The organism is Streptomyces sp. NPDC004435, assembly GCF_042873895.1.
Lineage (GTDB): Bacteria > Actinomycetota > Actinomycetes > Streptomycetales > Streptomycetaceae > Streptomyces.
Map to the genome: position 1 here is coordinate 42,822 of NZ_JBIAMB010000027.1, position 24,705 is coordinate 67,526.

Below are 24,705 nucleotides of genomic sequence, written 5' to 3' on the forward strand. Positions count from 1 at the left end.
GTCTGCTAGCTCCCTCGGTAAACGGAGTAGCCGAACGGGTTGAGCAGCAGCGGTACGTGGTAGTGCTCGCCCGGCTTGACGGCGAACGTGATCGCCACCTCCGGGAAGAAAGCACCCTCCGGACCGCTGTCCCGATTCGCGGGGGCGTCCTGCTGCGCCTCGGCTTGCTGGTTGTGCTTGCTCAGGAAGTACGCCTCGGTCTCGAAGTCGAGGCGTACGTGGGTGGTGCCGACCGGCAGGGCCGGCAGGTCCTTGCACCGTCCGTCGGCGTCGGTGGCCGAGCCGCCGAGCGCGACCCAGGCGGCGTCGGAGCCGGCGCGGGCGGCGAGGGTGATCGCCACGCCCTCCGCGGGGCGTCCGATGCTGGTGTCCAGGATGTGGGTGGACACCGAGGCCGTGGTGTCGGTGCTCATGCGGCGCTCTCTTCCTCTACGAGACGGGTGAGCCGGATGCGGTTGATCTTGCCCAGTTCGGCGCGGACGATCTCGCGCTCCTGCTCGGGCGAGTTGCCGATCCGGTCCTTGACCGCGTCGCGCATCTGCTCGCCGGTCCTGCCGGTGGCGCAGATGAGGAAGACGTGGCCGAAACGGTCCTGGTAGGCCAGGTTCAGTTCGAGCATCTCGGCCTTGAGCTCGGCGGAGGAGCCGGCCATCCCGCTCTGCTCGCGGGTGGAGGTGGCATCCCCTTCCTTCGGACGACCGATCGGCGGGTGGCCCGCCATCGCCTCGGCCAGGTCCTCGGCGGTCAGCTCGGCCATGGCGGCGTCGCTGGCGAGGAAGAGGGCTTCGGCGGTGGTGTACGGGCGCTGGGCGAGAAGCTTGCTCCCCCACGCCGAACTGGAGCACACCTCGTGGAGCGCGGCGAGAGCCTCGCTGTCCGCCGAGGTGTTGAACCGGGTGAGACCCGGTGTCGTACCTGAAGTCACGGGAAGCCTCCGTGGCTGTTTTTCGCTGTGCGTCGGACGGGCTGCGGATAGCTAACGCCCTCGGCAACACGACGTCAACACTTTGTTGAAAACTCGGTGACACAAAAGCCGTCGTCCCGACATGCGGACGACGGCTGATGGCCAACCTTGATCAACTAGACGCTCTCAGCGCCTTTTTCCCTGTTCAGGGCGGTCTCCCGGTTCAGGTAGTTGTAGACGGTGAAGCGGCTGACACCCAGTGCCCCTGCCACCGTCTCCACCCCGTGCCGCACGGAGAAGGCCCCGCGCGCCTCCAGCACCCGGACCACCTCCTGCTTGGCCTTGCGGTCGAGTTCCGACAGCGGCATCCCGTGCCGCCGCTCCATCGCCGCCAGGATGTGGTCCAGGGAGTCCGACAGCTGCGGCAGCCGGACGGCGAGGACGTCCTCGCCCTCCCAGGACAGCAGGACGTCGTCGGCCGCCGCCTGCGCGGGCTCCAGCACCTGCGCGCCCATCGCGTCGACCAGCGGCTTCACCGCCGCCGCCAAGGGATGCTCGGTCACTTCGCGTCCTCCCCGCCCTCACCGATCACATTGACCTGGAGCGAGACCCGGGTGGCACCGGCACCGAGCGCCTTGCGCAGCAGCTCGTCGACGGCGGTGAGGACGGCGTCGGCGCCACCTTCCGCGGTGTTGCCGAAGGGGCCGACATCGACGGCGTCCAGTTCTGCGGACTGGATGACCTCACGGGCCACGACCGCGTGGGCCGGCGCCTCGTCGAGGTCGAACGGCTCGGTCGTGAACTCCACTCTCAAACGCACCATGCCCCCACGCTACGGGCCGTTCGGGCAGCTGGGGAGCCCCGGAGTCGGCGGCGGCCCTTGACAAGCACCGCCACGGACTTGCAACATTCCGTCAGACAGAAAACGACTTCCGCAATACGGAAGGAGCGCCGCCCCTCATGGGATACACGGACCAGCGCTTCGATGTGAACCTGTCGATCCTCTTCACGGAACTCCCGCTCCTGGAGCGCCCCGCGGCCGCCGCCGCGGCGGGCTTCACCGCGGTCGAGCTGTGGTGGCCCTGGATCGACACCGCCACCCCCGAGCAGAGCGAGCTCGACGCCCTCAAGAAGGCCCTTGAGGACGCCGGCACCCAGCTGGTGGGCCTGAACTTCTACGCCGGACAGCTTCCCGGCCCGGACCGCGGCGCGGTCTCGGTCCCGGGCGAGGAGTCCGACCGCTTCAAGGCCAACATCGACATCGCCGCGGACTTCGCCGCCGCGGTCGGCTGCAAGGCGCTCAACGCGCTCTACGGCAACCGCGTCGAGGGCGTCGACCCGGAGGTCCAGGACGCCCACGCCCTGGAGAACCTGGTCCTGGCCGCCCGCGCCGCCGACCGCGTCGGTGCGATCCTGCTCATCGAGGCCCTGAACAAGCCGGAGTCGCCGCTCTACCCGCTGGTGAGCGCCCCCTCCGCGATCGAGGTCGTCGACAAGGTGAACGAGGCCACGGGACTCGGCAACGCCAAGTTCCTCCTCGACATCTACCACCTGGCCATGAACGGCGAGGACGTCTCCCAGGTCATCGCCGCGTACGCGGACAAGGCCGGTCACGTCCAGATCGCGGACATGCCGGGCCGCGGCGCCCCGGGCACCGGCGAGCTGCCGCTCGAGCAGCTGCTCGACGAGCTGAAGAAGGCCGGTTACGACGGCTGGATCGGCCTGGAGTACAAGGCGGCCGACGCCGCCGCCTCCTTCGAGTGGCTGCCCGCAGAGGCCCGCCCGGCCCGCTGACGCAGGCCCCCTCCCCGTACGACCTTGTTTTGAGAGGCACCCTCATGAGCAGCAACCTTCCCAAGATCGCGTGGATCGGCCTCGGCATCATGGGCTCCCCCATGTCCGAGAACCTGATCAAGGCCGGCTACTCGGTCACCGGCTTCACCCTGGAGCAGGACAAGCTGGACCGCCTGTCCAAGGCCGGCGGCACCTCGGCCGGCTCCATCGCCGAGGCCGTCAAGGACGCCGACGTCGTCATCACGATGGTGCCCGCGTCCCCGCAGGTCGAGGCCATCTCCTACGGCCCCGAGGGCATCCTGGAGAACGCCAAGCAGGGCGCGCTGATCATCGACATGTCGTCGATCACCCCGCAGACCTCCGTCGACCTGGCGAAGAACGCCAAGGAGAAGGGCATCCGCGTCATCGACGCCCCCGTCTCCGGCGGCGAGGCCGGCGCCATCGAGGCCGTGCTCTCCATCATGGTCGGCGGCGAGCAGGCCGACTTCGACGAGGCCCTCCCGATCCTGGAGGCCCTCGGCAAGGTCATCGTCCTCTGCGGCCCGCACGGCTCCGGCCAGACGGTCAAGGCGGCCAACCAGCTCATCGTCGCCGTGAACATCCAGGCGTGCGCCGAGGCCGTGGTCTTCCTGGAGAAGTCCGGCGTGAACCTCCAGGCCGCCCTCGACGTCCTCAACGGCGGTCTGGCCGGCTCGACCGTGCTGACCCGCAAGAAGGACAACTTCCTGAACCGGGACTTCAAGCCCGGCTTCCGGATCGACCTGCACCACAAGGACATGGGCATCGTGACCGACGCCGCCCGCAACGTCGGCGCGGCCCTCCCGGTCGGCGCCGTGGTCGCCCAGCTCGTCGCCTCGCTGCGCGCGCAGGGTGACGGCGGCCTGGACCACTCGGCCCTGCTCCGCGCCGTCGAGCGCCTCTCCGGCGCCCAGGTCTGATCCACCGCCCCGGATCCCCGGGGCCCCAGATTTCCGGTCGGCGGCGGCGCTGACACCTGTCCTGTCGCGCCCAGGCGCCGCCGCCGACCGGAACACCACACTTCATTTTCAACAAACTGTTGACGTCGTGTTTCGAGCGAACTTACGCTCCACGGCATCGTCATCAGCAGGTTCCTGTACGGAAAGGCCACCATGTCGAAGCGCGTGCTTACGACCGAGTCCGGCGCCCCCGTCGCCGACAACCAGAACTCCGCCACCGCCGGCGTCGGTGGCCCCATCCTCCTCCAGGACCAGCACCTGCTGGAGAAGCTCGCGCGCTTCAACCGTGAGCGCATCCCGGAGCGCGTGGTGCACGCCCGCGGCTCCGGCGCGTACGGCTACTTCGAGGTGACCGACGACGTCACCGGCTTCACCAAGGCCGACTTCCTCTCCGAGGTGGGCCGGAAGACGGAGCTGTTCATCCGCTTCTCCACCGTGGCCGACTCGCTCGGCGGCGCGGACGCGGTCCGCGACCCGCGCGGCTTCGCGGTGAAGTTCTACACCGAAGAGGGCAACTACGACCTCGTCGGCAACAACACCCCGGTGTTCTTCATCAAGGACCCGATCAAGTTCCCCGACTTCATCCACTCCCAGAAGCGCGACCCCTTCACGGGCAAGCAGGAGGCGGACAACGTCTGGGACTTCTGGGCCCACGCCCCCGAGGCCACCCACCAGATCACCTGGCTCATGGGCGACCGCGGCATCCCGGCCTCGTACCGTCACATGAACGGCTACGGCTCGCACACCTACCAGTGGACCAACGAGGCGGGCGAGGCCTTCTTCGTCAAGTACCACTTCAAGACGAACCAGGGCATCCGCTCCCTCTCCGCCGACCAGGGCGCCGAGCTCGTCGGCAAGGACGCCAACTCGCACCAGACGGACCTGCTCCAGGCCATCGAGCGCGGTGTGAACCCGTCCTGGACCCTGTACGTGCAGGTCATGCCGGCCGCCGAGGCCGCCGAGTACCGCTTCAACCCGTTCGACCTCACCAAGGTGTGGCCGCACGCCGACTACCCGCTCCAGCGCGTCGGCCGGATGGTCCTCGACCGCAACCCGGACAATGTCTTCGCCGAGGTCGAGCAGTCCGCGTTCTCCCCGAACAACTTCGTCCCGGGCATCGGCCCGTCGCCGGACAAGATGCTCCAGGGCCGCCTCTTCGCCTACGCGGACGCCCACCGCTACCGCCTCGGTGTCAACCACACCCAGCTCCCGGTGAACGCCCCCAAGGCGACCGTCGCCGAGAACTACGGCCGGGACGGCGCCATGGCCACCCGCAACGGCTCGCGGTACGACAAGAACTACGAGCCCAACTCGTACCAGGGACCGGCCCAGACCGACACGCCGCTCTCCGCGCCGCTCGCGATCCACGGCTGGACCGGCACCCACGCCGCCCCGCAGCACACCAAGGACGACGACTTCTTCCAGGCCGGCGAGCTCTACCGCCTGATGTCGGAGGACGAGAAGAGCCGTCTGATCGCCAACATCGCCGGCGGTCTCTCCCAGGTGTCCCGCGAGGACGTCATCGAGAAGAACCTCGCCCACTTCGCCGCCGCCGACGCCGAATACGGCAAGCGCGTCGAAGAGGCCGTCAACGCCCTGCGCGAGGACTGATCTTCTCGAATTCCCAGACCGCGTACGACATCTGACGGGAGGTCAATGTCGTACGCCGTCCGGAACACCGGCCCGGATGAGGGGTGGTCGGTGTTCATGGACAGCGTGAGGACCGCGGTGGCTCCGAGCCAGTGCGGTGGCCAGGACGCCAGGCCCCCCTTCCAGACCTGAAGGAAGGGACGGCCGAAGCGTCCGCCGGAGCCGCCGCGGTCCCAACGCCCTCCCCTCGCAGGGGAGCACACAGACTCCGCCCGGCGGTGCGAACGTCCTGTCGCGCCAGCCTCGTGCCGTCGGGCGGTCACCAGACGAGAGCGCGGAACCAGGTTTACGGTCCCTGGTTCCGCGCTCTTTCGTCGTCCCGTACGCCGGGACCAGCGCATCGTTTCTGCGGTGAAGATCCGCACCCGCTCGGGGGAGCGCACCGCGATTCGCCTCCCGCGCGCCCCGGTCACGGCGCTATCCAGCAGTACGTGATCAAGAACCTGATGCGCGGGCTCGTCCCGCTCGCCCTCGTCCTGTCCCCGCTCGCCGCCCCCGCGCCCGCCGCCTCCGCCGGCGTCCAGCTCTTCCCGGACGCGGTCGCCGAACTGACCGAGGCCACCGAGGACTCCCAGGGGTACGCGGAGTCCGCCTTCGCCCACTGGGACAAGGGCCTCGACACCACCGACGACTGCGACACCCGCGCCGAGGTGCTGCTCGCGGAGGCCGTCGAGGCACCCGCCACCGGCGCCGCCTGCGCGCTGACCGGCGGCAGGTGGACCTCGTACTACGACGGCCAGAGCGTCACCGACCCCGCGCTGCTCCGCGTCGACCACCTCGTCCCGCTCGCGGAGGCGTGGGCCTCGGGCGCCTCCGGCTGGACGCCCGCGCGGCGGGCGCTCTTCGCCAACGACCAGGGGGCCTCGGCCACCCTGGTCGCTGTCACCGCCCGCAGCCAGAAGGCCAAGGGGGGCCAGGACCCGGCCGAGTGGGTGCCGGACGGGAACGCCGCCTACTGCCGCTACGTCGGCGAGTGGGTCGGCACCAAGCTCCGCTGGGGCCTCACGGTCGACAAGGACGAGATGGAGGCGCTCAAGCTGTTCGCCGACGGCCCGTGCGAGGAGACCGTGGTGCAGCGCTCGACAGCCCCGCGGTGAGGGCGGCGGTGACGGCGAGCGAGCCCGCCGCGAGGAGGGCCATCGCCGTCGCCGGCGAGGTGAGCTGCGCGAGACCGCCCGCCAGGACCGCGGCCAGGCCCTGGCAGGCGAGCATCCCGGAGCCGTGCAGGCCGAGCGCGTGCCCGCTCGACTCCTCGGGGACGCGTGCGAGCAGCCGCTCCTGGTAGAGCAGGCTCGCGCCGTAGCCGACCGCGGACACCGCGACGGCCGCCGCCGCCACCGGCACGGGCAGCCCCGTGCCGACCGCGAAGAGCAGGTACGGGGCCGCCAGCAGCGCCTGGAGGGGAGCGGCGAGCCGGACGCGCAGCCGGGCCGGGACGAACCGTCCGACGACGGTGTCCCCGGCGAGCATGCCGGCGGCGGCGCAGGCGAAGAGCAGGCCCGCGCGGTCGGGGGCGTACGACACGAAGAGCGCCTCGCAGCCGACGATCAGCCCGTTGGGCACCCACAGCGCCAGATAGAGCAGTCGGCGGGGGCGGTCGGAGAGCAGCACGGTGTTGGTCCGCCAGGTCGCGGCGGCCGAGACCCGGCCGGTGGCGCGGGGCGGGCGGGCGGTGAGCCCGCACCGGTGGAGGAGCCCCGCGAGGAGGTAGAGGGCGGCGGCGGTGAGGAGGGTGCCGCGCGGGGAGAGCACGGCGAGGAGGACGCCGCCGGTGGCGAAGCCGGCGATCTGGCAGAGACCGACCGCCATGTTGAGCACCGAGCGGCCCAGCAGGTAGCGCTCGCGCGGCAGGATCTCGCCGAGGAGCCCGTACCGCACTCCCCCGCCGAGCGACCCCACGACCCCGAGCACGGCGAGGAGCCCGAAGGCGGCGCCGAGCGGCATCCCGGGCACGGCCTGCACCCCGGTGCCCACCGCGAAGACGACGGCGACGACCGTCAGCGCGGTCCGGGGCGGCAGCCGGTCGGCGGCGGAGAGCAGGGTCGTGGCACCGAGCAGCTGCGCGAGCGAGGGACCGAACATGGCGAGCGCGGTCAGCAGCGGCGAACCGGTGGCCCGGAACACGAGCGTCGCGAGCCCCAGCCCCGCCACGGTCTGGGCGGCGGTCTGCGCGGAGCCGGCGAGGAAGAGGGGGGTGAACTCGGGGGTGCGGAACAGATCGCGGTAGCGGGGCCCGGCGGCGGGCGCCTCGGGAACGGAGAGGGGCATACCGGGGATTCTGGGGAGGCGGGGGCGGCGTCGGTACTGTTTCGCGGGACCGCGAAACAGGGGGGGGCGGGGGGCGGGGATGGGGAGGATCGTTCCGCAGATGCCGGTTCCGGGCAGGAGGCCCTTCTCCGGTGCCGGTCATCGCGTCGGAGGAAAGTCGGAGGAAAGTCGGAGGGAGCGGCATGGGGTGGTGGCGGCTGGGCGCGGACACGCTCGCGGGAGGCCGGTTCGTGATCTCGCCGCTCGCCGAGACCGTCGCGTCGCTGCACACCCTGCACGCGGGCCGCGCGGGCCATCCGGGCGAGCGGCAGTGGCTCGCGGACCGGCTGCCCGCGTACCGGGCACGGCTGGCCGCCGAACCGCTGGACGCGCTGCTCGTCCGGGCCGCGATCAGCCCCACCTGGCACGCGGACTTCCTCACGCCCACCCCGAGGGGCGACCACGAGCGGTGCTTCGAGGAGGAGGTCGAGGCGGTACGGGCGACCGCCCCGGAGGCCGCGCTCGCCGACCTGGCGGTGTCGGCGGGCGGTCGGCTCCCGGAGCCGCTGCGCTCGGCGCGCGATCTGCCGGAAAGGCTGGCGGCGCTGCTCGACTGGGTGTGGCGGGAGACGGTGCTGCCCGAGTGGCCCCGGCGGCGGCGGGTGCTGGAGGCCGACGTGACGGCCAGGACCGCGCGGCTCGCGCGGGGCGGCTGGGCGGCGGCGCTGGACGAGCTGCACCCGGGGCGGATGCGCTGGCTCGGGGACGGCCGGCTCCAGGTCAACCCCCGCGACTATCCCCCGCGTTCGGTCGTCGGCGGCCGGCTGCTGCTGGTGCCGGTGACGCCGGTGTCGGGCTGGGTGTCGTGGGAGGCGGCGGCCGGGGGGACGGTCGAGCGGTGCGCGATCGTCTACGCCTGCGCGGGCGTGCTCGCCGACCGCTCGGGCCCGGTCGTCCCGGAGGCCTTGGGCGCGCTTCTCGGACCGGCCCGGGCGGGCGTGCTGCTCCGCCTCGAAGCGCCCTTGTCGACCAGCCAGTTGGTGGCGCTGACGGGGCAGGGCCTCGGCTCGGTCGGACGCCACCTGAAGGTGCTGCACGACGCCGGCCTGATACGCCGCCGCAGGTCCGGCCGCTCGGTCCTCTACGACTGGACGGAGGCCGGCGCGGTGCTCGTAAGGGCGCAGGCGGACCGGACTCGACACGAAGGGTCCGGCTAGGGCCTGTCGTCGAACCCCGCCCAGGCGCGCAGGTGTTCGCCGAGGACGACGGCGTGCGGGAGGGAGGCGAGGACGGCCGTGTCGGCGGGGACGCCCTGGCGGGCGAGGCGGGCGGCGAGCGCGCCCCAGTGGTCGGCGGCGGCCTGCTCCGGCGTCTGGTCGCCGAAGGGTTCGTCGGGGCCGACGACGGTCCGGGCGTCGTCCTCGACGGAGGAGCGCGTCAGGAAGGCGCGGAGGTCCGCCGGCCCGCTCACGCTCCAGCCCCGGTCGTCGAGGAGGACCAGGGCGCGCCCGTCGGAGAGTTCGGCCTCCAGCCTCGCCGACACGCTCAGCTGCCGGTCGGTGGTGTGCACCGCGTCCAGCTCGACGTGGGTGACCAGGCGCGTCACGGCCGGCATGACGGTCTCCTCTCCTCGGCTCGCGCCCAGCCCAGGTAAGGCCGGCCAAGATCTTTTGAAGGCACTGCCTAACGGCCTGCGGCGCGAGCAGCCTTCCAGCCTGTCATCTCCGTCGCGCGGTCGGTGATGATGCCGTCGACACCCAGGTCGGCCAGTGCTCGCCAGCGGTCCGGCTCGTTCACCGTCCAGACGTTCACCGACACTCCTGCGGCGTGCATTTCCGCCACCAGCTCCGGCCGCGTCGACAGTGCCTTGTCGGAGACGTTGTAAGCCGTCACGCCCAGCTCGCGGGTCACTGCCACCGGGTCCGCGTCGAGCTTGTCGCGCAGCAGCCCCATCGGAACCTCCGGGGCCAGCGTACGGACGTGCCTCAGCGAATCCGGGAAGAAACTCTGCACCAGGACGCGGTCCATCATGCGCTGCTCTCGCACGAGCTGGATGATCCGCTCGATGTCGGCCTTGCCGCGAGTCCCGGTGATGTCGAGCAGCAGCCGGCCGCCGCGCTCTCTCAGGTCCGCCAGCTGGGCGGCGAGTGTCGGGATCCGCGTGCCCTTGTAGGCCGGGGCGAGATAGGAACCCGCGTCCAGGGCGTCGATCTCCGCCGAGGTCAGCTTCCCTATGTGTCCCGTGCCGTCGGTGGTCCGGTCCACGAACGCATCGTGGAACACGTAGGGGACGCCGTCCTTGCTCGGTCGTACGTCGTTCTCGATCCAGTCCGCTCCGACGCGACGGGCCACCTCACCCGCGATCAGGGTGTTCTCCGGAGCCACTGAGGAAGCACCCCGGTGCGCGATCACCGCCGGCAAGGTCTGCGAAGAAGCGGCAGTGGGTTCAGAGCCCCGGTCAGCCAGCAGGAAGGCAGCGGTCAGCGCGGCGGTCAGCGCAGTGGCGGATATGGCTGCGGCACGCCGCCGCCGGCCTCGTACAGGAGTCACGGAGGCGGACCCTAACACGGACCTGGACCCGTCCCCGGCACGCGGATCCGTTCCTGTCCGGTTCGGGTGATCCTCTCCAGGAGAACGGTCGGACGGCTCCGAACCTACTGGTCACCAGCACAGGAGCGGACCGCGACCTTCGCCACCGCATGTGACGACAGAACCTGGTGCCCCCGTCGCGGAGCGTGATCTATCCGACCCGCCGGGCGCCGGAACCGGCTAGCCGCTCCGGGGCGGCAGGCCGGCGTCGATGACCTCGGCGACGAGAGAGGCGCCGCGGCTGTTCTGGTGGATGTGGTCGGTCGTGAGCACGAGGCCGCGCCGCCGCGAGATCGTGTCGAGGCCGCGGCGCAGCACCGCTCGCTGGGCGAGGACGCCGATGACCGCCGCGGGCGTGGCCTCCCGGTACGGGGTCGGCGGCGGGGCCGCTCGGCGCAGTTCCTCGACCTGGCGCTCGTGGAGCGGCAGGTAGGCCACTCCGTCGGTGGCGGCGACCTCGGCGATCAGCCGGCTGTACGCCCGCGAGGCCAGCGCCGCCGGTCCGTCGGGTTGCTGGCCGAGGACCGGGAGCGACAGCAGGGTGACCGTCGCGTCGGTCTCCGCCTTCAGCCGGGCGACGACGGCTCCCAGGCACTGCTGGAACCAGCCGGGCGACGGGCGGTCCGGGAGCCGTTTGCGCTTCATCGCCTGCTCGACGGGGTAGCCGGCGAGGCTCGCCCGGGCGTCGTTGGTCCCGATCAGGACGGTGATCACGTCGGGTGGGTCGGTGACGACCGCGTCGAGGCGCTGGAGGAGGTTGTGGGCGAAGTCTCCGTTGACGCCGAAGCGGGCGAGCCGCAGGTCACCGGGAGGGCGGCGGCGTTCGAGGAGGTCCAGGTAGTCGACGCTGAACTGGGCGCGGGTGAGGCTGTCGCCGAGGCACGCGACGCGGGTCGTCACGGCGACTCCTCCGGGCCGGGCGCGCCCGCGCGTTCGGTCGGGCTGGTGCCGGTCCGGGGACGGTGGTCGGTGCCGAGGGCCGCGGTGACGGACAGGATCGACGCCGGCCCCTCCATGTCGACCGCGTGCCACACCCCGGCCGGGTTGACGGTGGCCTCGCCCGGCCCGAGCCGGACGCGGTCGAGCCGGCCGTCCACGTCCCTGGTGACCGTCACGGACCCGCTGAGGCAGACGACCAGTTCGTCGCCCGCGGGGTGGCTCTCCCAGTGGTCGCCGGGCCCGTCGCCGTCGAAGATCATCACCATCCGGCCGTCGGCGCCGTCCGCCGCGACCGCGGCGCTGTAGGCCCGGAGCACCTCCGGGTCCCAGGCGAAGCCCACGACGGCCTTCGCCGTCGATCCCCGTCCGAGGTGCACGGGGGTGGTCCGCAGGTCCAGGGCATCGTGTGCGTGCTGAACGAGTCTCATGCCGACGATCGTCCACGACGGCGATCGGGCGGTCTTGAAGAAAAGGGAAGAGGGGCCGGAGGGCTTCCGCTACGGCTGTCCGGCTCCGAGGAGGAGTTCCCCGCGACGCCAGGCCGTCGGCGTCCGGCCCGTGAACTCGCGCCAGTCCCGTACGAGATGGGCCTGGTCGGCGTAACCGCAGACGGCTGCCGCCTCGCCCCACGGAAGCGGGTCCCGCGCCGTCGCCAGTGCGTGCGCGTGCTCGAAGCGCAGGACCCGTGCGAGGGTCTTCGGCGACAGGCCCACCTCACCGCGGAACCGCTCGGTGAGGTGGCGGCGGCTCCAGCCGAGTTCCGCGGCGACCGCGGCGACCTGGACGCGCCCCCGCGCGGCGACGAGACGACGCCATGCCTCGGCCACCTCGGGCCGTACCCCGCGCGCATCGGCGCCGCGGGCGCCGCGGCCGACCGCCCGGAGGAGCGAGTCGTCCAGCGCGGCGAACCGCGCCGCCCATGTCGGCGCCGATCGGAGCCGGTCGACCAGTTCGACGGCGAGCGGGCCGAGCAGCGCGTCGAGGGGGACCAGCCGGTGGGCGAGTTCGGCGGCGGGCATGCCGTAGACGGCCCGGGCCCCGAGGGGTGTCAGCGACACCTGGACACCGTGCTGGCGTCCGTCGTGGTGGATCGCGACGGACCGGCACATCAGTCCGCCGGCCACGCTGTCGAATCGGGTGACCGGTGACCCGTCGTCGACGCCGGGCGCCACCTCCAGGGGATCCGCCAGGCTGATCACCGCGGTGAGCGCGCGGCTCGGCGGTCCGCAGTGCACCCCCGTCGGGAGCCGGCGGAGGTCGAAGCCGACGTACGACTCGACGTACTCCCGCAGGGCGGGCGCCGGTCGCGCGCAGATCCCGACGGACGTGGGGTCCTCCATCCTCGTGAGTGTACGAGCCGCCCGGCCCGGGGTGCGGGGGAACGGCGACGTGCCCGGCCGGATGGAGCCTGCCGGGCACGTCGTGTCGGGGATGGGGCCCCGGTGCGGGCCCCGCCCGCACCCGTGACGTGGACGACGGGTGCGGGCGGGGGCCGGTCGGTCAGACCGCGAGCGGCTTGATCGCGGTCGGCGCGTGACCCGGCTCGGTGGCCAGGTCCTCGAACTCGGTGACGTCGCTCATGTCGACGGTCTTGCTCATGGCGATGTTGGTGATGCGCTCCAGGATCGCCTCGACGACGACCGGGACCTGGAACTCGACGGCCAGCTTCTTGGCCTGCTCCAGCGCCTCGCCCAGCTTCTCCGGGTCGGTGACCCGGATCGCCTTGACGCCGAGGCCCTCGGCGACCTTGACGTGGTCGACGCCGTAGACGCCGATCTCGGGGGTGTTGATGTTCTCGAACTCGAGGTTGACCTCGAAGTTGATGCCGAGGCCACCCTGCGCCTGCCGGATGAGGCCGAGGTAGGCGTTGTTCACGAGGACGTGGACGTAGGGGACCTTGTGCTGGGCGGCGACCGCCAGCTCCTCGATCATGAACTGGAAGTCGTAGTCGCCGGAGAGCGCGACGACCGGGACGTCCGGCTGCGCGGTAGCGGCGCCGATGGCGGCCGGGATGGTCCAGCCGAGCGGGCCGGCCTGGCCGCAGTTGATCCAGTGGCGCGGCTTGTAGACGTGCAGGAACTGCGCGGCCGCGATCTGGGAGAGACCGATGGTGGTGACGTACCGGGTGTCCGGGCCGAAGGCCTTGTTCATCTCCTCGTAGACGCGCTGCGGCTTCATCGGGATGTTCTCGAAGTGCGTGCGGCGCTGGAGGGTGGCCTTGCGGTCCTGCGCGGAGGCGGCCCAGGAGGTGAAGTCGGGGAGCTTGCCCTCGGCCTTCCACTCCTTGGCGATCTCGATGAAGAGCTCCAGGGCGACCTTGGCGTCGGAGGCGATGCCGTAGTCCGGGGCGAAGATCTTGCCGAGCTGGGTGGGCTCGATGTCGACGTGGACGAACTTCCGGCCCTTGGTGTACGCCTCCAGGTTGTACCCGGTGTGGCGGTTGGCCCAGCGGTTGCCGATACCGATGACGGTGTCGGACTCCAGGAAGGTCGCGTTGCCGTAGCGGTGCGCGGTCTGGACGCCGACCATGCCGGCGGCGAGCTCGTGGTCGTCCGGGATGGTGCCCCAGCCCATGAGGGTGGAGATGACCGGGATGTTCGTCAGCTCGGCGAACTCGACCAGCAGGTCGGAGGCGTCGGCGTTGATGATGCCGCCGCCGGCGACGATCAGCGGGCGCTCGGCCTCCAGGAGGAAGCTCAGCGCCTTCTCGGCCTGGGCGCGGGTCGCGGACGGCTTGTAGACCGGCAGCGGCTCGTAGGTCTCCGGGTCGAACTCGATCTCGGTCAGCTGGACGTCGATCGGGAGGTCGATGAGGACCGGGCCGGGACGGCCGGAGCGCATCAGGTGGAAGGCCTGCTGGAAGACACCGGGGACCTGCGCGGCCTCCAGGACCGTGGTGGCGGCCTTGGTGACGGGCTTGGCGATCGAGGCGATGTCGACGGCCTGGAAGTCCTCCTTGTGGAGCTTCGAGACCGGAGCCTGACCGGTGATGCAGAGGATCGGGATGGAGTCGGCGATCGCCGAGTACAGGCCGGTGATCATGTCGGTGCCGGCGGGGCCGGAGGTGCCGATGCAGACACCGATGTTGCCGGCCTTGGCCCGGGTGTAGCCCTCGGCCATGTGGGAGGCGCCCTCGACGTGGCGGGCCAGCGTGTGGCTGATGCCGCCGACGTTCTTGAGCTCGCGGTAGAAGGGGTTGATCGCCGCGCCGGGCACGCCGAAGGCGTTGGTGACGCCTTCGCGCTTGAGGATCTCAACGGCCGCTGCGGCGGCGGTCATACGAGGCATGGGAGTGCTCCTGCTCGGCCGGTCGGTCGCAGGTGCCGGGCGGGCCGCCCGGTCCTGTTTCCGTAATGCGGAAAAACTGTTCTGCTATATGGAAGCAATGTAAGTGGGGGTCGGGAAGTCGTCAAGGGAGGTCCCACCAGACGGGCACCCGCGGGCCCTCCCCGGTGGCCGAAGTCGCACCCCCGCGCGGCCGGATTGGTGGACGATGACGTGCACGGGAAGAGGGGGTTCGGTGTGGGTGACTCGGTAGCGGTGCACTGCCCGGAGTGCCGGCGGAGCCATACGTACGCGGCGCCCGTCTACCCCTGCCCCTGCGGGAGCCCGGTCGCCCCGCGGCTGGTCCCGGACGCGACCGCCGAGCCGGTCCGGCACCGGACCTGGCTCGACGAGTGGGTCACCGTGCGCTGCCGCGCCTGCGGCCGCGAGGACCAGTGGCCGAGTCCGGAGCTGGGCTGCGCCTGCGGGGCGGTGCTGCGGATCCCGGTGGCACCGGTGACGGAGGAGGCGGTGGGGGCCGGGACCGCGACCCCCGTGCCGGAGGGCGAGCGGGACGAGGGGTACGGCTCCGAGCGGCACGGCCCCACGGCGCACGCGGCGGACGACTCCGCCGGCCCCGGGCCCGACGCCGCCCCGGCCGGCTTCCTCGCCGCCCCCGAACGGCGGGCCGGGGACGAGGGGGCAGAGGGAGCCGAGGGGGAGGAGACCGGGCACGAAGCGGGCCGGGACGAGGAGGGCTGGGACGGGGACGGCTGGGGCGGGGAGGCAGGGGACGGGGAAGCCCGGGACGAGCAGGGCCTGGAGGCGGCGACCTGGGAGCTGCCCCGGCAGGAGGACCCGGAAGAGGCTCCGGAGGAGACCCGGCTGGACGACCCGGCACCGGAGGGGTTCCCCGACGGCACGGCACCCACCGCCGAGGGGTCGCCCGGTGACACGGCACCCACCGCCGAGGAGTTCCCCGACGGCACGGCACCCACCGCCGAGGAGTTCCCCGACGGCACGGCACCCACCGCCGAAGGGTTCCCCGACGGCACGGCGCCCACCGCGCCCGTCACCGACTGGTTCGGGAACACTCCGCGGTCCTTCGCCGAGCGGTACCCCGTCCACATCCCGCTGCCGCCGACGGCCCCGCGGCCCGCGCCCGCCCGGGGCGCGTTCCGGCCGGTGACGATCCGGACGGCCTCGGACGCGGTCGCCGCGGCCGCCACGTATCTGCGCTGGCTCGGGTTCCGGGAGATCGTGCAGCCGGACGACCGGCACTCCGCCGGCGTGGACCTGCGCGGGCCCGGGCTCGTCGCCCAGGTCGACCCCAGCACCCGGCCGGCCGGGCTGCGGGCCGTCGAGTGCCTGTGGCTGAACGGACTCAACACCTCCGCCGTGGGCATCTTCTTCTCGCTCGCCGGCTACACCCCCGAGGCCCGGTCCCGCGCCACCGAGATAGGGCTGCCGCTCTTCGTCCTCGATCTCACCGGCACCCCGCAGCCCGTGAACAACGCGGCCGACGAACTCACTTCCGGCGGCGCCATCTGATCCGAACCACGCCCTTCGAGCGAACGGATCCGGCCATCCACGCGTGATGATCACGCTCCCCCGGGCAGAAACACCATGGGGGTGGAGGGCATGGGGACGGGGACGTGGTGGTGGGTGGCGGCGGTCGTGGCCGCCTGGACCGAGGTGCTCGCCGCGGCGGTGCTGCTGCGCGCCCGGCGGCCGGGCCCCGGTACGGGCCCCGCGGAGGCGCCGCCCGGGCCGGAGGCGCTGGCCCTGCTGCGCGGCGGACGCCGGGCCGCGGTGACGGTCGCGCTCGTGGCGCTGCACCAGCAGGGCGCGGTCGCGGCAGGACGCAAACGTACGGTTCGGGCCAACGGCGGGCCCGGCCGGACCCGCGACCCGGTGCGGCTCGGCGTCCACCGCTCGCTCCGCAACGCCCTCGGCCTGCGCGCCCTGGCCCTGCGCCCCGAGGTGCGCCGGGCCGTGGGCGGGCTGCGGGCCGAACTGGGGCGGGCGGGGCTGCTGCGCCCGCCGGGGCGGCACCGCTCGGCCCGGCTGCTCCTCGCCGCGGCGCCGGTGACGCTCGCGGCCGGGCTGCTCGCGGCGGCCGGCACCGGGGACGGACCGGGGCTCCTGCCCGTACTGGCCCCGGGCGTGCCGCTCCTCCTCGCCGCCCTCGCCCTGCTGCGGCTGCCGCCCTCGACCCGGACCGCCCGCCGGCTGCTGGCCGAGCTGCGGGAGCGGCACCCGCTGCCGGAGCACCGGCACGAGGTGACGGACGGGCGGCTGGTCCTGCTGTACGTGGCGCTGCACGGCGACCCGGCGCTGGCCCTGTTCCTGCCCCGGTTCTCCCGGGACGGGGGCCTGTCGGGGCCCGGCTGACGACGCGCGCCGGGCCGGACCCGACGGCCCGTGTCGGCCAGGTCGGGACCACCGCGCCTCCGGCCCCCGCCGAGCCGGGCGCATACTGGCGTATGCGCATCCGAGTGGCCGCACCGGCCGAACTCCCGCTGCTCCAGTCCATCGAGCGCGCGGCGGGCGAACCCTTCCGCACCCTCGGCATGACGGCCGTCGCCGACGACGAACCCCTCCCGCTGGACGTGCTGGAGGGGTACCGGGTGGCGGGCCGGGCCTGGGTGGCGGTCGACGGGGCCGACCGGCCCGTCGCGTACCTCCTCACGGACACCGTGGACGGCGCCGCCCACATCGAGCAGGTCTCCGTGCATCCCGACGCGGCCCGCCGGGGCGTCGGCCGGGCGCTGATCGAGCACCTGGCGGAGGCCGCCCGGGAGGAGGGCCTGACCGCCCTGACCCTCACGACCTTCACCGAAGTGCCGTGGAACGCCCCGTACTACGCCCGCCTCGGCTTCCGCCCGCTCGCCGAGGCGGACCCGGACCTCACCGACGGCCTGCGCGCCATCAGCCGCGCCGAGGCCGCCCACGGACTGGCGGCCTGGCCCCGCATCTGCATGCGCCGCGAACTGGCGAGGAAGCCGGTGGGCTAGGCAGGTCCGGAGGAACCCGGTGGGCTAGGACTCACCCGGGGTCGCGTACCGCTCCCTCAGCTCCACCTTCCGCACCTTGCCGCTCACCGTCATCGGGAACTCCGCGAGGATCTCGACGCGGCGCGGGACCTTGTAGTGGGCGAGGCGGTCCCGGCAGAAGGCGGCGAGTTCGTCGAGGGTGGGCGGGTCGGCCGGGTCGCGCGGGATCACGCAGGCCAGGATCTCCTCGCCGTACCGCTCGTCGGGAACGCCGACCACCTGCACGTCGGCGATCTTCGGGTGCGCGTACAGGAACTCCTCGATCTCGCGCGGGTACACGTTCTCGCCGCCGCGGATGATCATGTCCTTGATGCGGCCGACGATCTGGACGTACCCGTCCTCCCGCATCACCGCGAGGTCGCCGGTGTGCATCCAGCGGCCCGCGTCGACGACCTCGGCGGTCTTCGCCGGCTCGTCCCAGTAGCCGAGCATCACGCTGTAGCCGCGGGTGCACAGCTCGCCCGCGGCGCCGCGCTCCACGGTGAGGCCGGTCGCCGGGTCGACCACCTTCACCTCGACGTGCGGCAGGACCCGGCCGACCGTGCCGGTGCGCCGCTCCAGGTCGTCGTCGCGGCGGGTCTGGGTGGAGACCGGGGAGGTCTCGGTCATGCCGTAACAGATGGACACCTCCGCCATGTTCATCTCGGCGACCACCCGCTTCATCACTTCCACCGGGCACGGCGAGCCCGCCATGATGCCGGTGCGCAGCGAGGACAGGTCGTAGGCGGCGAAGTCCGGGAGGTTCAGCTCCGCGATGAACATCGTCGGCACTCCGTAGAGGGAGGTGCAGCGCTCGTCCTGGACGGCGCGGAGGGTCGCGGCCGGGTCGAAGGAGGGGGCCGGGACGACGATGCAGGCGCCGTGCGAGGTGGCCGCGAGATTCCCCATCACCATGCCGAAGCAGTGGTAGAAGGGCACCGGCACGCAGATCCGGTCCTGCTCGGTGTAGGCGATCATCTCGCCCACGAAGTAACCGTTGTTGAGGATGTTGTGGTGGGAGAGCGTGGCGCCCTTGGGGAAGCCGGTGGTGCCCGAGGTGTACTGGATGTTCACCGGCTCGTCGGCGGAGAGCGGTTCGGGGACGAGCCCTCCCGACGGGCGGGCGGCGAACTCGTCCCAGCTCGGGTCGCCGAAGTACACCGCCTCCCGGAGCTCCGGGCACTCGCCCCTGACCTCCTCGACCATCGACCGGTAGTCGCTGGTCCTGTGGGCGAGCGAGGCGAGGAGCATTGAGATCCCCGACTGGCGCAGCACATAGGCGAGTTCGTGTGCGCGGTAGGCGGGGTTGATGGTGACCATGACGGCGCCGACCCGGGCGGTGGCGTACTGGACCAGGACCCACTCGGGGCAGTTCACCGCCCAGATGCCGACCCGGTCGCCCTTGCGGACGCCGCTGCCGAGCAGCGCGCCCGCGATCCGGTCGACCTCGGCGCCGAACTCGGCGTAGGTCCAGCGGCGTCCGCCCGCGACGTCGACGAGGGCCTCGCGGTCGGGCCAGGCGGCGACGGCCCGGTCGAGGTTGGCGCCGATGGTGTCGCCGAGGAGCGGGGTGTCCGCCGCCCCGTGCGCGTAGGAGAGCTCCGTACGGCTCGTGCCGGACGTGGGGATCGTGCCCGTCATGCGAGGTCTCCTTCGGTGAACTCCGGTCCGGTGGACGCGCCTTCGGCGGTGAGGCGGCGCAGCTCGACCCGGCGGATCTTGCCGGAGACCGTCTTCGGCAGCTCGGCGAACTCCAGGCGGCGGACCCGCTTGTACGGGGCGAGGACGGCCTTCGAGTGGGCGAAGAGGGTCCTGGCGGTCTCCGCGTCCGGCTTGAAGCCCTCGGCGAGGACGACGTACGCCTTCGGGACGGCGAGCCGCAGGGGGTCGGGCGCGGGGACGACGGCCGCCTCGGCGACGGCCTCGTGTTCGAGGAGGGCGCTCTCCAGCTCGAAGGGGCTGATCTTGTAGTCGGACGCCTTGAAGACGTCGTCGGCGCGGCCCACGTAGTGGATGTAGCCGTCCTCGTCGCGGCTGCCGATGTCGCCGGTGCGGTAGTAGCCGCCGGCCATCGCCTCCGTCGTCTTCTCCGGGTCGCCGTGGTATCCGGTCATCAGGCCCACCGGGTGGGCGGACAGGTCGAGGCAGATCTCGCCCTCCTCGACGTCCGCGCGGCCCGTCACCGGGTCGACCAGGGTGACCGCGTAGCCGGGGCTCGGGCGGCCCATGGAGCCTTCCTTGAGCCGCTGACCGGGGCTGTTGGAGACCTGGACGGCGGTCTCGGTCTGGCCGAAGCCGTCGCGGATGGTGACCCCCCAGCCGCGCCGGACCGCCTCGATGACCTCGGGGTTCAGCGGCTCCCCGGCGGCGACGACCTCGCGCGGCGGGGTGGCGAGGCGGCCGAGGTCGGACTGGATGAGCATCCGCCAGACGGTCGGCGGGGCGCAGAAGGACGTGACGCCGTGGCGTTCCATCTCGTCCATCAGCCGGCCCGCGTCGAAGCGCGTGTAGTTGTGGACGAAGACGGTCGCCTCCGCGTTCCAGGGCGCGAAGAGGTTGGACCAGGCGTGCTTGGCCCAGCCGGGCGAGGAGATGTTGAGGTGCACGTCCCCGGGCCGGAGCCCGATCCAGTACATCGTCGCCAGGTGCCCGACCGGGTAGGAGACGTGGGTGTGCTCCACCAGCTTGGGGCGGGCGGTGGTGCCGGAGGTGAAGTACAGCATCAGCGTGTCGTGGGCGAGGGTGACGCCGTCGGGCTCGAAGACGTCGGACTCGCGGGCGGCGTGCTCGTACCCCAGCCAGTCCACCCCGTCGCCGCCGATCGCGATGCGGGTGTAGTCGCCGGGCACCTCGGCGAACTTCCCGGTGTCCTCGGCGCGCGTGATCACGTGCCTGGCCCGGCCGCGCTCGACGCGGTCGCGCAGGTCGGCGGGGCCGAGGAGGGGGGTGGCGGGGATGACGACGGCGCGCAGCTTCATCGCGGCGAGCACGGTCTCCCACAGCTCGGTCTGGTTGCCCAGCATCACGATGATCCGGTCCCCGGCGCGGACGCCCTGGGCGCGCAGCCAGTTCGCGACCCGGTTCGAGCGGGCGGACATCTCCGCGAAGCTCACCTTCGTCCCGGAGCCGTCCTCCTCGACGATGTGCAGGGCGGTGCGGTCGTTGCCCTCGGCGATGACGTCGAACCACTCCAGCGCCCAGTTGAACCGGTCGGGGCGGGGCCAGACGAAGCCGTCGCGGGCCGCCGCGTAGTCCTCGCGGTGCCGGAGCAGGAAGTCCCGGGCGGTCCGGAACTCCTCCGTCGCGCTGGTAGCCGTCATGTGTCCTCCTCGTTGCGGGACCGGTCCCGCCCATCGTGTAATCGGTGACCTCGGTGTCACTACCCCCGTTCGGGGGTGAAGGAGCGGGCGGACCGGGGCGAGGGCGTGAGGGAAGGGGTGTTCCGCCATGGCCGAGCGGACCGAGGCGGTGGAGCTGCGGGCGGCGCTGGTGCGGCTGCGGCGCGGCAGCGGGCTGCCGGTGGTCTTCGGCGGCCTGGTGGAGGCCGGCCGGCCGCTGCGGATCGCCGAGCTGCACGGGGCGCTCACCCCGGCGCTCCGGGGCCTGGCGGTCTCCCCCGGCAACGGCCTGGGCGGCAAGTGCGTGGCCCTGGCCCGGCCGTGCGCGGTCACCGACTACCCGGTGGCCCGGCACATCACCCACGAGTACGACCTCCCGGTGTCGGCGGAGGGCCTGCGGTCGGTGATCGCCGTGCCGGTGGTCGTCCGGCGGCAGGTGCGCGGGGTGCTGTACGGGGCGCTGCGGGACGCGCTGCCGCTCGGTGAGCGGGTCTTCGACGCGGCGGTGGCGGCGGCCCGGGACGTGGAGCAGGCGCTGGCCGTACGTGACGAGGTGAGCCGCCTGGTGGAGCCGGCGGCGGCGCCGGGACCGTCGTGGGAGGAGGTGCGGCAGGCCCACGGGGAGCTGCGGGCTCTCGCCCCGCGGGTGGCCGACGAGGAGCTGCGGGCCCGGCTGCTCGCCGTCTGCGGCCGGCTGGAGTCGGCGGCGGGGCGGCCGGGCCCGGCCGAGGACGTGGCGCTGACACCGCGCGAGACGGACGTCCTGGCGGCGGTCGCCTCCGGGGCGACGAACGCCGCGGCGGCGCAGCGGCTCGGGCTGCGCCCGGAGACCGTCAAGGGCTATCTGCGCTCGGCGATGCGGAAGCTGGGGGCGCACACCCGTCTCGAGGCGGTGGTGGCGGCGCGGCGGGCGGGGGCGCTGCCGTAGGGAAGAGCGTGCGGGCCTCCACGTCGGGGCCGCGCAGGAGGCGGCTCACGGCCTCGTCGACGCCGTCCCCGAGGTGGTACGGGCCGGTGTGGTGGAGGAGGAAGAACCGCCCGGTCTCGTCGAGGAGCAGCATGGCCCCGTCGAAGGTGGTGTACCCGACCGGGAAGAGCCGGGTCCGCAGCGCTCCGGCGAGTTCGGCGACGTCCTCGCCGCTCTCCTCGTAGATCCAGTGCGGGGTGAGGCCGACGGCGTCGGGCGGGGTGCCCGGGATGTCGAAGCGCAGTCCGCCGTACGTCCGGACGAAGGCGCGGGCAGCGGGGAACGCCTCGACGGGGTGCCCTTCCGCGGCGAACCGTTCGGTCACGGTCCGCAGCAGCGCGCCGAGCCGCTCGTCGCCGATGTCCCGCCCGGGGTGGTGACCGGCCCGGGCGAGCACCGCCGCGACCTCGGCCCGGCTCATACGGGGCTCGGGCGCCGCGCGGGCGGGGGTGCTGTCGGGTGCGGCGGGCTCGGGTCCGGCCCGCTCGGCGCGGTCCGTCCGGGGCGTCCCCTCACTCGGCGGCACGGAAGACCAGGTCATAGGCGCCGTCGGCGGGGCCGGTGAGGCGGAGGGTCCGTTCGGCCTCGGCGGTGAGGGCGGCCCGGTCGGCGCGGGTGAGCCGGCCGAAGGGCTCGACGGTCAGCGTGACGCGCCCCTCGGCCTCCTCCAGGAACCAGAGCCCGGCGAGGAGGCCGTCGAGGAGGAAGACGCGGTGGGCCCGGTTGCCGGTCCAGGTGCGGCCCCGGTGCTCGTCGGGGACGACCCTGCGCCGGTCGGCGTGCGAGAGGAGCAGGTTGTCGAACTCGGGCAGGAAGCGCGGCGGGGCGGGGACGGACTCGTCCGGGCGGGGGGCGTCGGGCAGGTCGAAGAGCTCGGTGCCGGCCTCGTCCCGGAGGGCGAGCAGCCGGGGCCGCAGCCGCTCGAACACGGGCCGCAGCCGGGTCAGCCCGCACCATGCCTGCATGTCCTTCACGGAGGCGGGCCCGAAGGCGCCGAGGTAGCGCAGCAGGGTCTCGTCGAGGTCGGCGGTGCCGTCCGCCGCGCCCTCGAACCACACGTCGGTGGTGGTGAGCGCGACCTGGCCGCTGCTCCCCCACAGTCCGCGTGGGGTGACCTGGACGAGCGGCAGCAGACAGCGCGCGGCGACGGTCAGGGCCTGCGGGTCGGCCTCCGGCCACTCCTGGAGGAGGCGTTCGCGGAGCTGCTTGGGGGTACGGGGCTCCGCCTCGACGAGGTCGCGGGCGAGGGCGGCGAGCCGGTCGAGGTCGACGCCGGCGAGCCCCTTGCGGAACATGCCGAGCTCGCGGTCGATCGCGCCCGGCTGGGCGAGGGCGCGCAGGGCGACGGCGTCGCGGGCGGTGTGGGTGTGGACGGTGGAGCGCAGGGTGACGATCCGGGCGACGGCCCGGGACTCCATGAGCGCGGACAGCTCCTCGGGCCGGAAGCCGTCGAGGCGGGCGGCGAGGGCGTAGTACGGCGCCTTGGTGTTCTGCGCCTGGAGCCCCACCAGGTGGCGCACGGCCTCCTCGGGCCCGAGCGGGGAGTGCCGGAGCAGCAGCTGGCGGGCGAGGGTGGCACGGCCCAGGGCGCGGCGCGAGACCGGGGGAAGGGAGTCCATGCGGGGGACGCTACAAGGCATCGAGGACAGTTCTCGTCCTCTTTCCTGGCGTCGGAGGAAAAGCGGCGACTCAGCGGCCCGCCAGGATCCGCACTGCCCCTCCCCGACCACCCTCTTCCCGCCCATATATCCTGATCATCCCCCTGCGAGGCCCCGGCGGGACCCGCAGCAGCCGACCCGGAGGTACGCACGTGTCCGACCGCCACCCCCGCGCGGCCTGGCGGCGCCGTCCGGAGCCGTCCCCGGCCCCGTCGCCCCCGGAGGCCCCCGCCGCCGAGCCGAGCGTGATCCAGGCGACCCTGTACCGCGACGGCCGCAAGGTGTCATCGCCGGCGACGCTGGCCGAGACGTACCGGCAGCTGCGCGAGCATCCGGACGGCATGGCGTGGATCGGCCTGCACCGTCCGACCGAACAGGAACTCCACTCCCTGGCGGCCGAGTTCGACCTCCACGAACTCGCCGTCGAGGACGCCCTGGAGGCCCACCAGCGACCGAAGCTGGAGCGGTACGGCGACACCCTCTTCGTCGTCCTGCGCGCGGCCCGCTATCTGGACGCCCAGGAGGAGGTCGACTTCGGCGAGCTCCACGTCTTCGTGGGCCCCGACTTCCTCATCACGGTCCGCCACGGCGCGGCGCCCGACCTGTCGGCGGTCCGCCGCCGCATGGAGGAGGACCCCGACCTGCTCGCCCTCGGCCCCGAAGCCGTCCTGTACGCCATCCTGGACGCGGTGGTCGACGGCTACGCCCCGGTCGTCGCCGGTGTGCAGAACGACGTCGACGAGATCGAGACCGAGGTCTTCGGCGGCGACCCCACCGTCTCGCGCCGCATCTACGAACTCTCCCGCGAGGTGGTCGAGTTCCAGCGCGCGACCCGCCCGCTCGTCGGCATGCTCCACGGCCTGATGGCCGGCTTCGCCAAGTACGGCACCGACGAGGAACTCCAGCGCTACCTCCGCGACGTCGCCGACCACGTGACCCACACCAGCGAACGTGTCGACGGCTTCCGCCAGGCCCTCGCGGACATCCTGACGGTCAACGCGACCCTGGTCACCCAGCAACAGAACGCGGAGATGCGCGCGTTGGCCGAAGCGGGCTTCGAACAGAACGAGGAGATCAAGAAGATCTCCTCGTGGGCCGCGATCCTGTTCGCCCCCACGCTGGTCGGCACGATCTACGGCATGAACTTCGACAACATGCCGGAGCTGCACTGGGCGGGCGGGTATCCGTTCGCGGTGGTGCTGATGGCGGTGGTGTGCGTGAGTCTGTACGTGGTCTTCAAGCGGAAGGACTGGCTGTAGCGGAGGCCCACGCCCTGATCATCCGACGCCGCGGACAAGCCGCACGCGGCCGGCTGCCCTCCCGTCGAATGCGAGACCGTCATG

At 72.7% G+C, this 24,705-nt stretch carries 24 protein-coding genes and 1 pseudogene; 10 read left to right on the forward strand and 15 right to left on the reverse strand.

Annotated features, from left to right (window positions below; all coding sequences use genetic code 11):
• Nucleotides 1-5: 5 nt before the first annotated feature.
• The 4 genes from uraH to ACFYT9_RS35030 all read right to left on the reverse strand — a co-directional run bounded on the left by uraH (nt 6) and on the right by ACFYT9_RS35030 (nt 1,724).
• The gene (gene uraH, locus ACFYT9_RS35015; protein WP_376602252.1) at nt 6-413 is read right to left on the reverse strand and encodes a hydroxyisourate hydrolase; all 408 of its coding nucleotides are present in this window, start codon (nt 411-413) and stop codon (nt 6-8) included.
• Nucleotides 410-925, reverse strand: coding sequence for a 2-oxo-4-hydroxy-4-carboxy-5-ureidoimidazoline decarboxylase (gene uraD / locus ACFYT9_RS35020; protein WP_376602253.1), 516 nt, complete (start codon nt 923-925; stop codon nt 410-412). Before uraD ends, uraH begins: the two co-directional genes overlap by 4 nt.
• A gap of 155 nt (nt 926-1,080) precedes the next feature.
• Nucleotides 1,081-1,419 (reverse strand): helix-turn-helix domain-containing protein, encoded by a 339-nt coding sequence (locus ACFYT9_RS35025; protein ID WP_389170284.1) that lies wholly within the window; start codon nt 1,417-1,419, stop codon nt 1,081-1,083.
• 44 nt (nt 1,420-1,463) lie between these two features.
• Nucleotides 1,464-1,724, reverse strand: a complete 261-nt coding sequence (locus ACFYT9_RS35030) for a hypothetical protein (RefSeq protein ID WP_037881565.1) — start codon at nt 1,722-1,724, stop codon at nt 1,464-1,466.
• 140 nt (nt 1,725-1,864) lie between these two features.
• On the opposite strand from ACFYT9_RS35030, the gene ACFYT9_RS35035 reads away from it, so the two are divergent.
• The 4 genes from ACFYT9_RS35035 to ACFYT9_RS35050 all read left to right on the forward strand — a co-directional run bounded on the left by ACFYT9_RS35035 (nt 1,865) and on the right by ACFYT9_RS35050 (nt 6,422).
• Nucleotides 1,865-2,698: a TIM barrel protein gene (locus ACFYT9_RS35035; protein ID WP_389170172.1), complete on the forward strand. Its 834-nt coding sequence runs from the start codon at nt 1,865-1,867 to the stop codon at nt 2,696-2,698.
• 44 nt (nt 2,699-2,742) lie between these two features.
• Nucleotides 2,743-3,636, forward strand: a complete 894-nt coding sequence (locus tag ACFYT9_RS35040) for a 2-hydroxy-3-oxopropionate reductase (RefSeq protein ID WP_355728217.1) — start codon at nt 2,743-2,745, stop codon at nt 3,634-3,636.
• A gap of 192 nt (nt 3,637-3,828) precedes the next feature.
• Complete coding sequence (locus ACFYT9_RS35045) at nt 3,829-5,286, forward strand: catalase (RefSeq protein ID WP_389170175.1); 1,458 nt, start codon at nt 3,829-3,831, stop codon at nt 5,284-5,286.
• 470 nt (nt 5,287-5,756) lie between these two features.
• Nucleotides 5,757-6,422 (forward strand): HNH endonuclease, encoded by a 666-nt coding sequence (locus tag ACFYT9_RS35050; RefSeq protein ID WP_389170177.1) that lies wholly within the window; start codon nt 5,757-5,759, stop codon nt 6,420-6,422.
• Here the strand turns inward: ACFYT9_RS35050 and ACFYT9_RS35055 are convergent.
• Nucleotides 6,358-7,593 carry an MFS transporter gene (locus tag ACFYT9_RS35055; RefSeq protein ID WP_389170180.1) on the reverse strand — a complete coding sequence of 412 codons (1,236 nt, stop codon included), beginning with the start codon at nt 7,591-7,593 and terminating at the stop codon, nt 6,358-6,360. The two genes, ACFYT9_RS35050 and ACFYT9_RS35055, sit on opposite strands and share 65 nt — an antisense overlap.
• A gap of 182 nt (nt 7,594-7,775) precedes the next feature.
• Here ACFYT9_RS35055 and ACFYT9_RS35060 point away from each other — a divergent pair, with 182 nt between their 5' ends.
• Nucleotides 7,776-8,789 (forward strand): ArsR family transcriptional regulator, encoded by a 1,014-nt coding sequence (locus tag ACFYT9_RS35060; protein WP_389170182.1) that lies wholly within the window; start codon nt 7,776-7,778, stop codon nt 8,787-8,789.
• On the opposite strand, the gene ACFYT9_RS35065 is transcribed toward ACFYT9_RS35060, so the two are convergent.
• From ACFYT9_RS35065 to gcl, 6 genes are all read right to left on the reverse strand, one after another.
• Nucleotides 8,786-9,187, reverse strand: coding sequence for a hypothetical protein (locus ACFYT9_RS35065; RefSeq protein ID WP_389170184.1), 402 nt, complete (start codon nt 9,185-9,187; stop codon nt 8,786-8,788). The genes ACFYT9_RS35060 and ACFYT9_RS35065 overlap by 4 nt on opposite strands.
• A 68-nt stretch (nt 9,188-9,255) precedes the next feature.
• Nucleotides 9,256-10,122: a glycerophosphodiester phosphodiesterase gene (locus ACFYT9_RS35070; RefSeq protein ID WP_389170187.1), complete on the reverse strand. Its 867-nt coding sequence runs from the start codon at nt 10,120-10,122 to the stop codon at nt 9,256-9,258.
• Between the two features lie 219 nt (nt 10,123-10,341).
• A complete protein-coding gene (locus ACFYT9_RS35075; protein ID WP_389170190.1) occupies nt 10,342-11,061 on the reverse strand; it encodes an SGNH/GDSL hydrolase family protein in 720 nt (239 codons plus the stop codon).
• Nucleotides 11,058-11,528: a cupin domain-containing protein gene (locus ACFYT9_RS35080; RefSeq protein WP_389170193.1), complete on the reverse strand. Its 471-nt coding sequence runs from the start codon at nt 11,526-11,528 to the stop codon at nt 11,058-11,060. The genes ACFYT9_RS35075 and ACFYT9_RS35080 overlap by 4 nt, the downstream gene beginning before the upstream one ends.
• 69 nt (nt 11,529-11,597) lie before the next feature.
• Nucleotides 11,598-12,440 carry a helix-turn-helix domain-containing protein gene (locus ACFYT9_RS35085; RefSeq protein WP_389170196.1) on the reverse strand — a complete coding sequence of 281 codons (843 nt, stop codon included), beginning with the start codon at nt 12,438-12,440 and terminating at the stop codon, nt 11,598-11,600.
• A 160-nt stretch (nt 12,441-12,600) separates the two neighbouring features.
• Nucleotides 12,601-14,388, reverse strand: coding sequence for a glyoxylate carboligase (gcl, locus tag ACFYT9_RS35090; protein WP_387277679.1), 1,788 nt, complete (start codon nt 14,386-14,388; stop codon nt 12,601-12,603).
• Between the two features lie 1,032 nt (nt 14,389-15,420).
• Between gcl and ACFYT9_RS35095 the strand changes: the two are divergent.
• From ACFYT9_RS35095 to ACFYT9_RS35105, 3 genes and pseudogenes are all read left to right on the forward strand, one after another.
• Nucleotides 15,421-15,915, forward strand: a pseudogene (locus tag ACFYT9_RS35095) (hypothetical protein); the annotation flags it as partial.
• Between the two features lie 90 nt (nt 15,916-16,005).
• A complete protein-coding gene (locus ACFYT9_RS35100) occupies nt 16,006-16,758 on the forward strand; it encodes a TIGR04222 domain-containing membrane protein (RefSeq protein WP_387277677.1) in 753 nt (250 codons plus the stop codon).
• Between the two features lie 92 nt (nt 16,759-16,850).
• The gene (locus ACFYT9_RS35105; protein ID WP_389170200.1) at nt 16,851-17,381 is read left to right on the forward strand and encodes a GNAT family N-acetyltransferase; all 531 of its coding nucleotides are present in this window, start codon (nt 16,851-16,853) and stop codon (nt 17,379-17,381) included.
• A gap of 24 nt (nt 17,382-17,405) precedes the next feature.
• Here the strand turns inward: ACFYT9_RS35105 and ACFYT9_RS35110 are convergent, their stop codons facing one another.
• Together ACFYT9_RS35110 and ACFYT9_RS35115 are read right to left on the reverse strand one after the other, a co-directional pair.
• Entirely contained in the window at nt 17,406-19,040 is a 1,635-nt protein-coding gene (locus ACFYT9_RS35110; protein WP_389170203.1) for an AMP-binding protein, read from the reverse strand.
• Entirely contained in the window at nt 19,037-20,719 is a 1,683-nt protein-coding gene (locus ACFYT9_RS35115; protein WP_389170206.1) for an AMP-binding protein, read from the reverse strand. Before ACFYT9_RS35115 ends, ACFYT9_RS35110 begins: the two co-directional genes overlap by 4 nt.
• Before the next feature lie 127 nt (nt 20,720-20,846).
• Here ACFYT9_RS35115 and ACFYT9_RS35120 point away from each other — a divergent pair, with 127 nt between their 5' ends.
• Complete coding sequence (locus ACFYT9_RS35120; RefSeq protein WP_389170208.1) at nt 20,847-21,665, forward strand: LuxR C-terminal-related transcriptional regulator; 819 nt, start codon at nt 20,847-20,849, stop codon at nt 21,663-21,665.
• On the opposite strand, the gene ACFYT9_RS35125 is transcribed toward ACFYT9_RS35120, so the two are convergent.
• Nucleotides 21,571-22,230, reverse strand: coding sequence for an SUKH-3 domain-containing protein (locus ACFYT9_RS35125; protein ID WP_389170211.1), 660 nt, complete (start codon nt 22,228-22,230; stop codon nt 21,571-21,573). The two genes, ACFYT9_RS35120 and ACFYT9_RS35125, sit on opposite strands and share 95 nt — an antisense overlap.
• A complete protein-coding gene (locus tag ACFYT9_RS35130; RefSeq protein ID WP_389170214.1) occupies nt 22,217-23,323 on the reverse strand; it encodes a winged helix DNA-binding domain-containing protein in 1,107 nt (368 codons plus the stop codon). The genes ACFYT9_RS35125 and ACFYT9_RS35130 overlap by 14 nt, the downstream gene beginning before the upstream one ends.
• A 191-nt stretch (nt 23,324-23,514) precedes the next feature.
• Here ACFYT9_RS35130 and ACFYT9_RS35135 point away from each other — a divergent pair, with 191 nt between their 5' ends.
• A complete protein-coding gene (locus ACFYT9_RS35135; protein WP_389170217.1) occupies nt 23,515-24,621 on the forward strand; it encodes a magnesium and cobalt transport protein CorA in 1,107 nt (368 codons plus the stop codon).
• The last annotated feature ends 84 nt before the right edge of the window (nt 24,622-24,705 follow it).

Coding starts and splice junctions, on each gene's coding strand:
- uraH (WP_376602252.1), bottom strand. CDS start 413: ATGAGCACCGACACCACGGCCTCGGTGTCCACCCACATCCTGGACACC.
- ACFYT9_RS35025 (WP_389170284.1), bottom strand. CDS start 1,419: ATGGGCGCGCAGGTGCTGGAGCCCGCGCAGGCGGCGGCCGACGACGTC.
- ACFYT9_RS35035 (WP_389170172.1), top strand. CDS start 1,865: ATGGGATACACGGACCAGCGCTTCGATGTGAACCTGTCGATCCTCTTC.
- ACFYT9_RS35040 (WP_355728217.1), top strand. CDS start 2,743: ATGAGCAGCAACCTTCCCAAGATCGCGTGGATCGGCCTCGGCATCATG.
- ACFYT9_RS35045 (WP_389170175.1), top strand. CDS start 3,829: ATGTCGAAGCGCGTGCTTACGACCGAGTCCGGCGCCCCCGTCGCCGAC.
- ACFYT9_RS35055 (WP_389170180.1), bottom strand. CDS start 7,593: ATGCCCCTCTCCGTTCCCGAGGCGCCCGCCGCCGGGCCCCGCTACCGC.
- ACFYT9_RS35060 (WP_389170182.1), top strand. CDS start 7,776: ATGGGGTGGTGGCGGCTGGGCGCGGACACGCTCGCGGGAGGCCGGTTC.
- ACFYT9_RS35065 (WP_389170184.1), bottom strand. CDS start 9,187: ATGCCGGCCGTGACGCGCCTGGTCACCCACGTCGAGCTGGACGCGGTG.
- ACFYT9_RS35080 (WP_389170193.1), bottom strand. CDS start 11,528: ATGAGACTCGTTCAGCACGCACACGATGCCCTGGACCTGCGGACCACC.
- ACFYT9_RS35085 (WP_389170196.1), bottom strand. CDS start 12,440: ATGGAGGACCCCACGTCCGTCGGGATCTGCGCGCGACCGGCGCCCGCC.
- gcl (WP_387277679.1), bottom strand. CDS start 14,388: ATGCCTCGTATGACCGCCGCCGCAGCGGCCGTTGAGATCCTCAAGCGC.
- ACFYT9_RS35100 (WP_387277677.1), top strand. CDS start 16,006: ATGGGGACGGGGACGTGGTGGTGGGTGGCGGCGGTCGTGGCCGCCTGG.
- ACFYT9_RS35105 (WP_389170200.1), top strand. CDS start 16,851: ATGCGCATCCGAGTGGCCGCACCGGCCGAACTCCCGCTGCTCCAGTCC.
- ACFYT9_RS35110 (WP_389170203.1), bottom strand. CDS start 19,040: ATGACGGGCACGATCCCCACGTCCGGCACGAGCCGTACGGAGCTCTCC.
- ACFYT9_RS35115 (WP_389170206.1), bottom strand. CDS start 20,719: ATGACGGCTACCAGCGCGACGGAGGAGTTCCGGACCGCCCGGGACTTC.
- ACFYT9_RS35120 (WP_389170208.1), top strand. CDS start 20,847: ATGGCCGAGCGGACCGAGGCGGTGGAGCTGCGGGCGGCGCTGGTGCGG.
- ACFYT9_RS35130 (WP_389170214.1), bottom strand. CDS start 23,323: ATGGACTCCCTTCCCCCGGTCTCGCGCCGCGCCCTGGGCCGTGCCACC.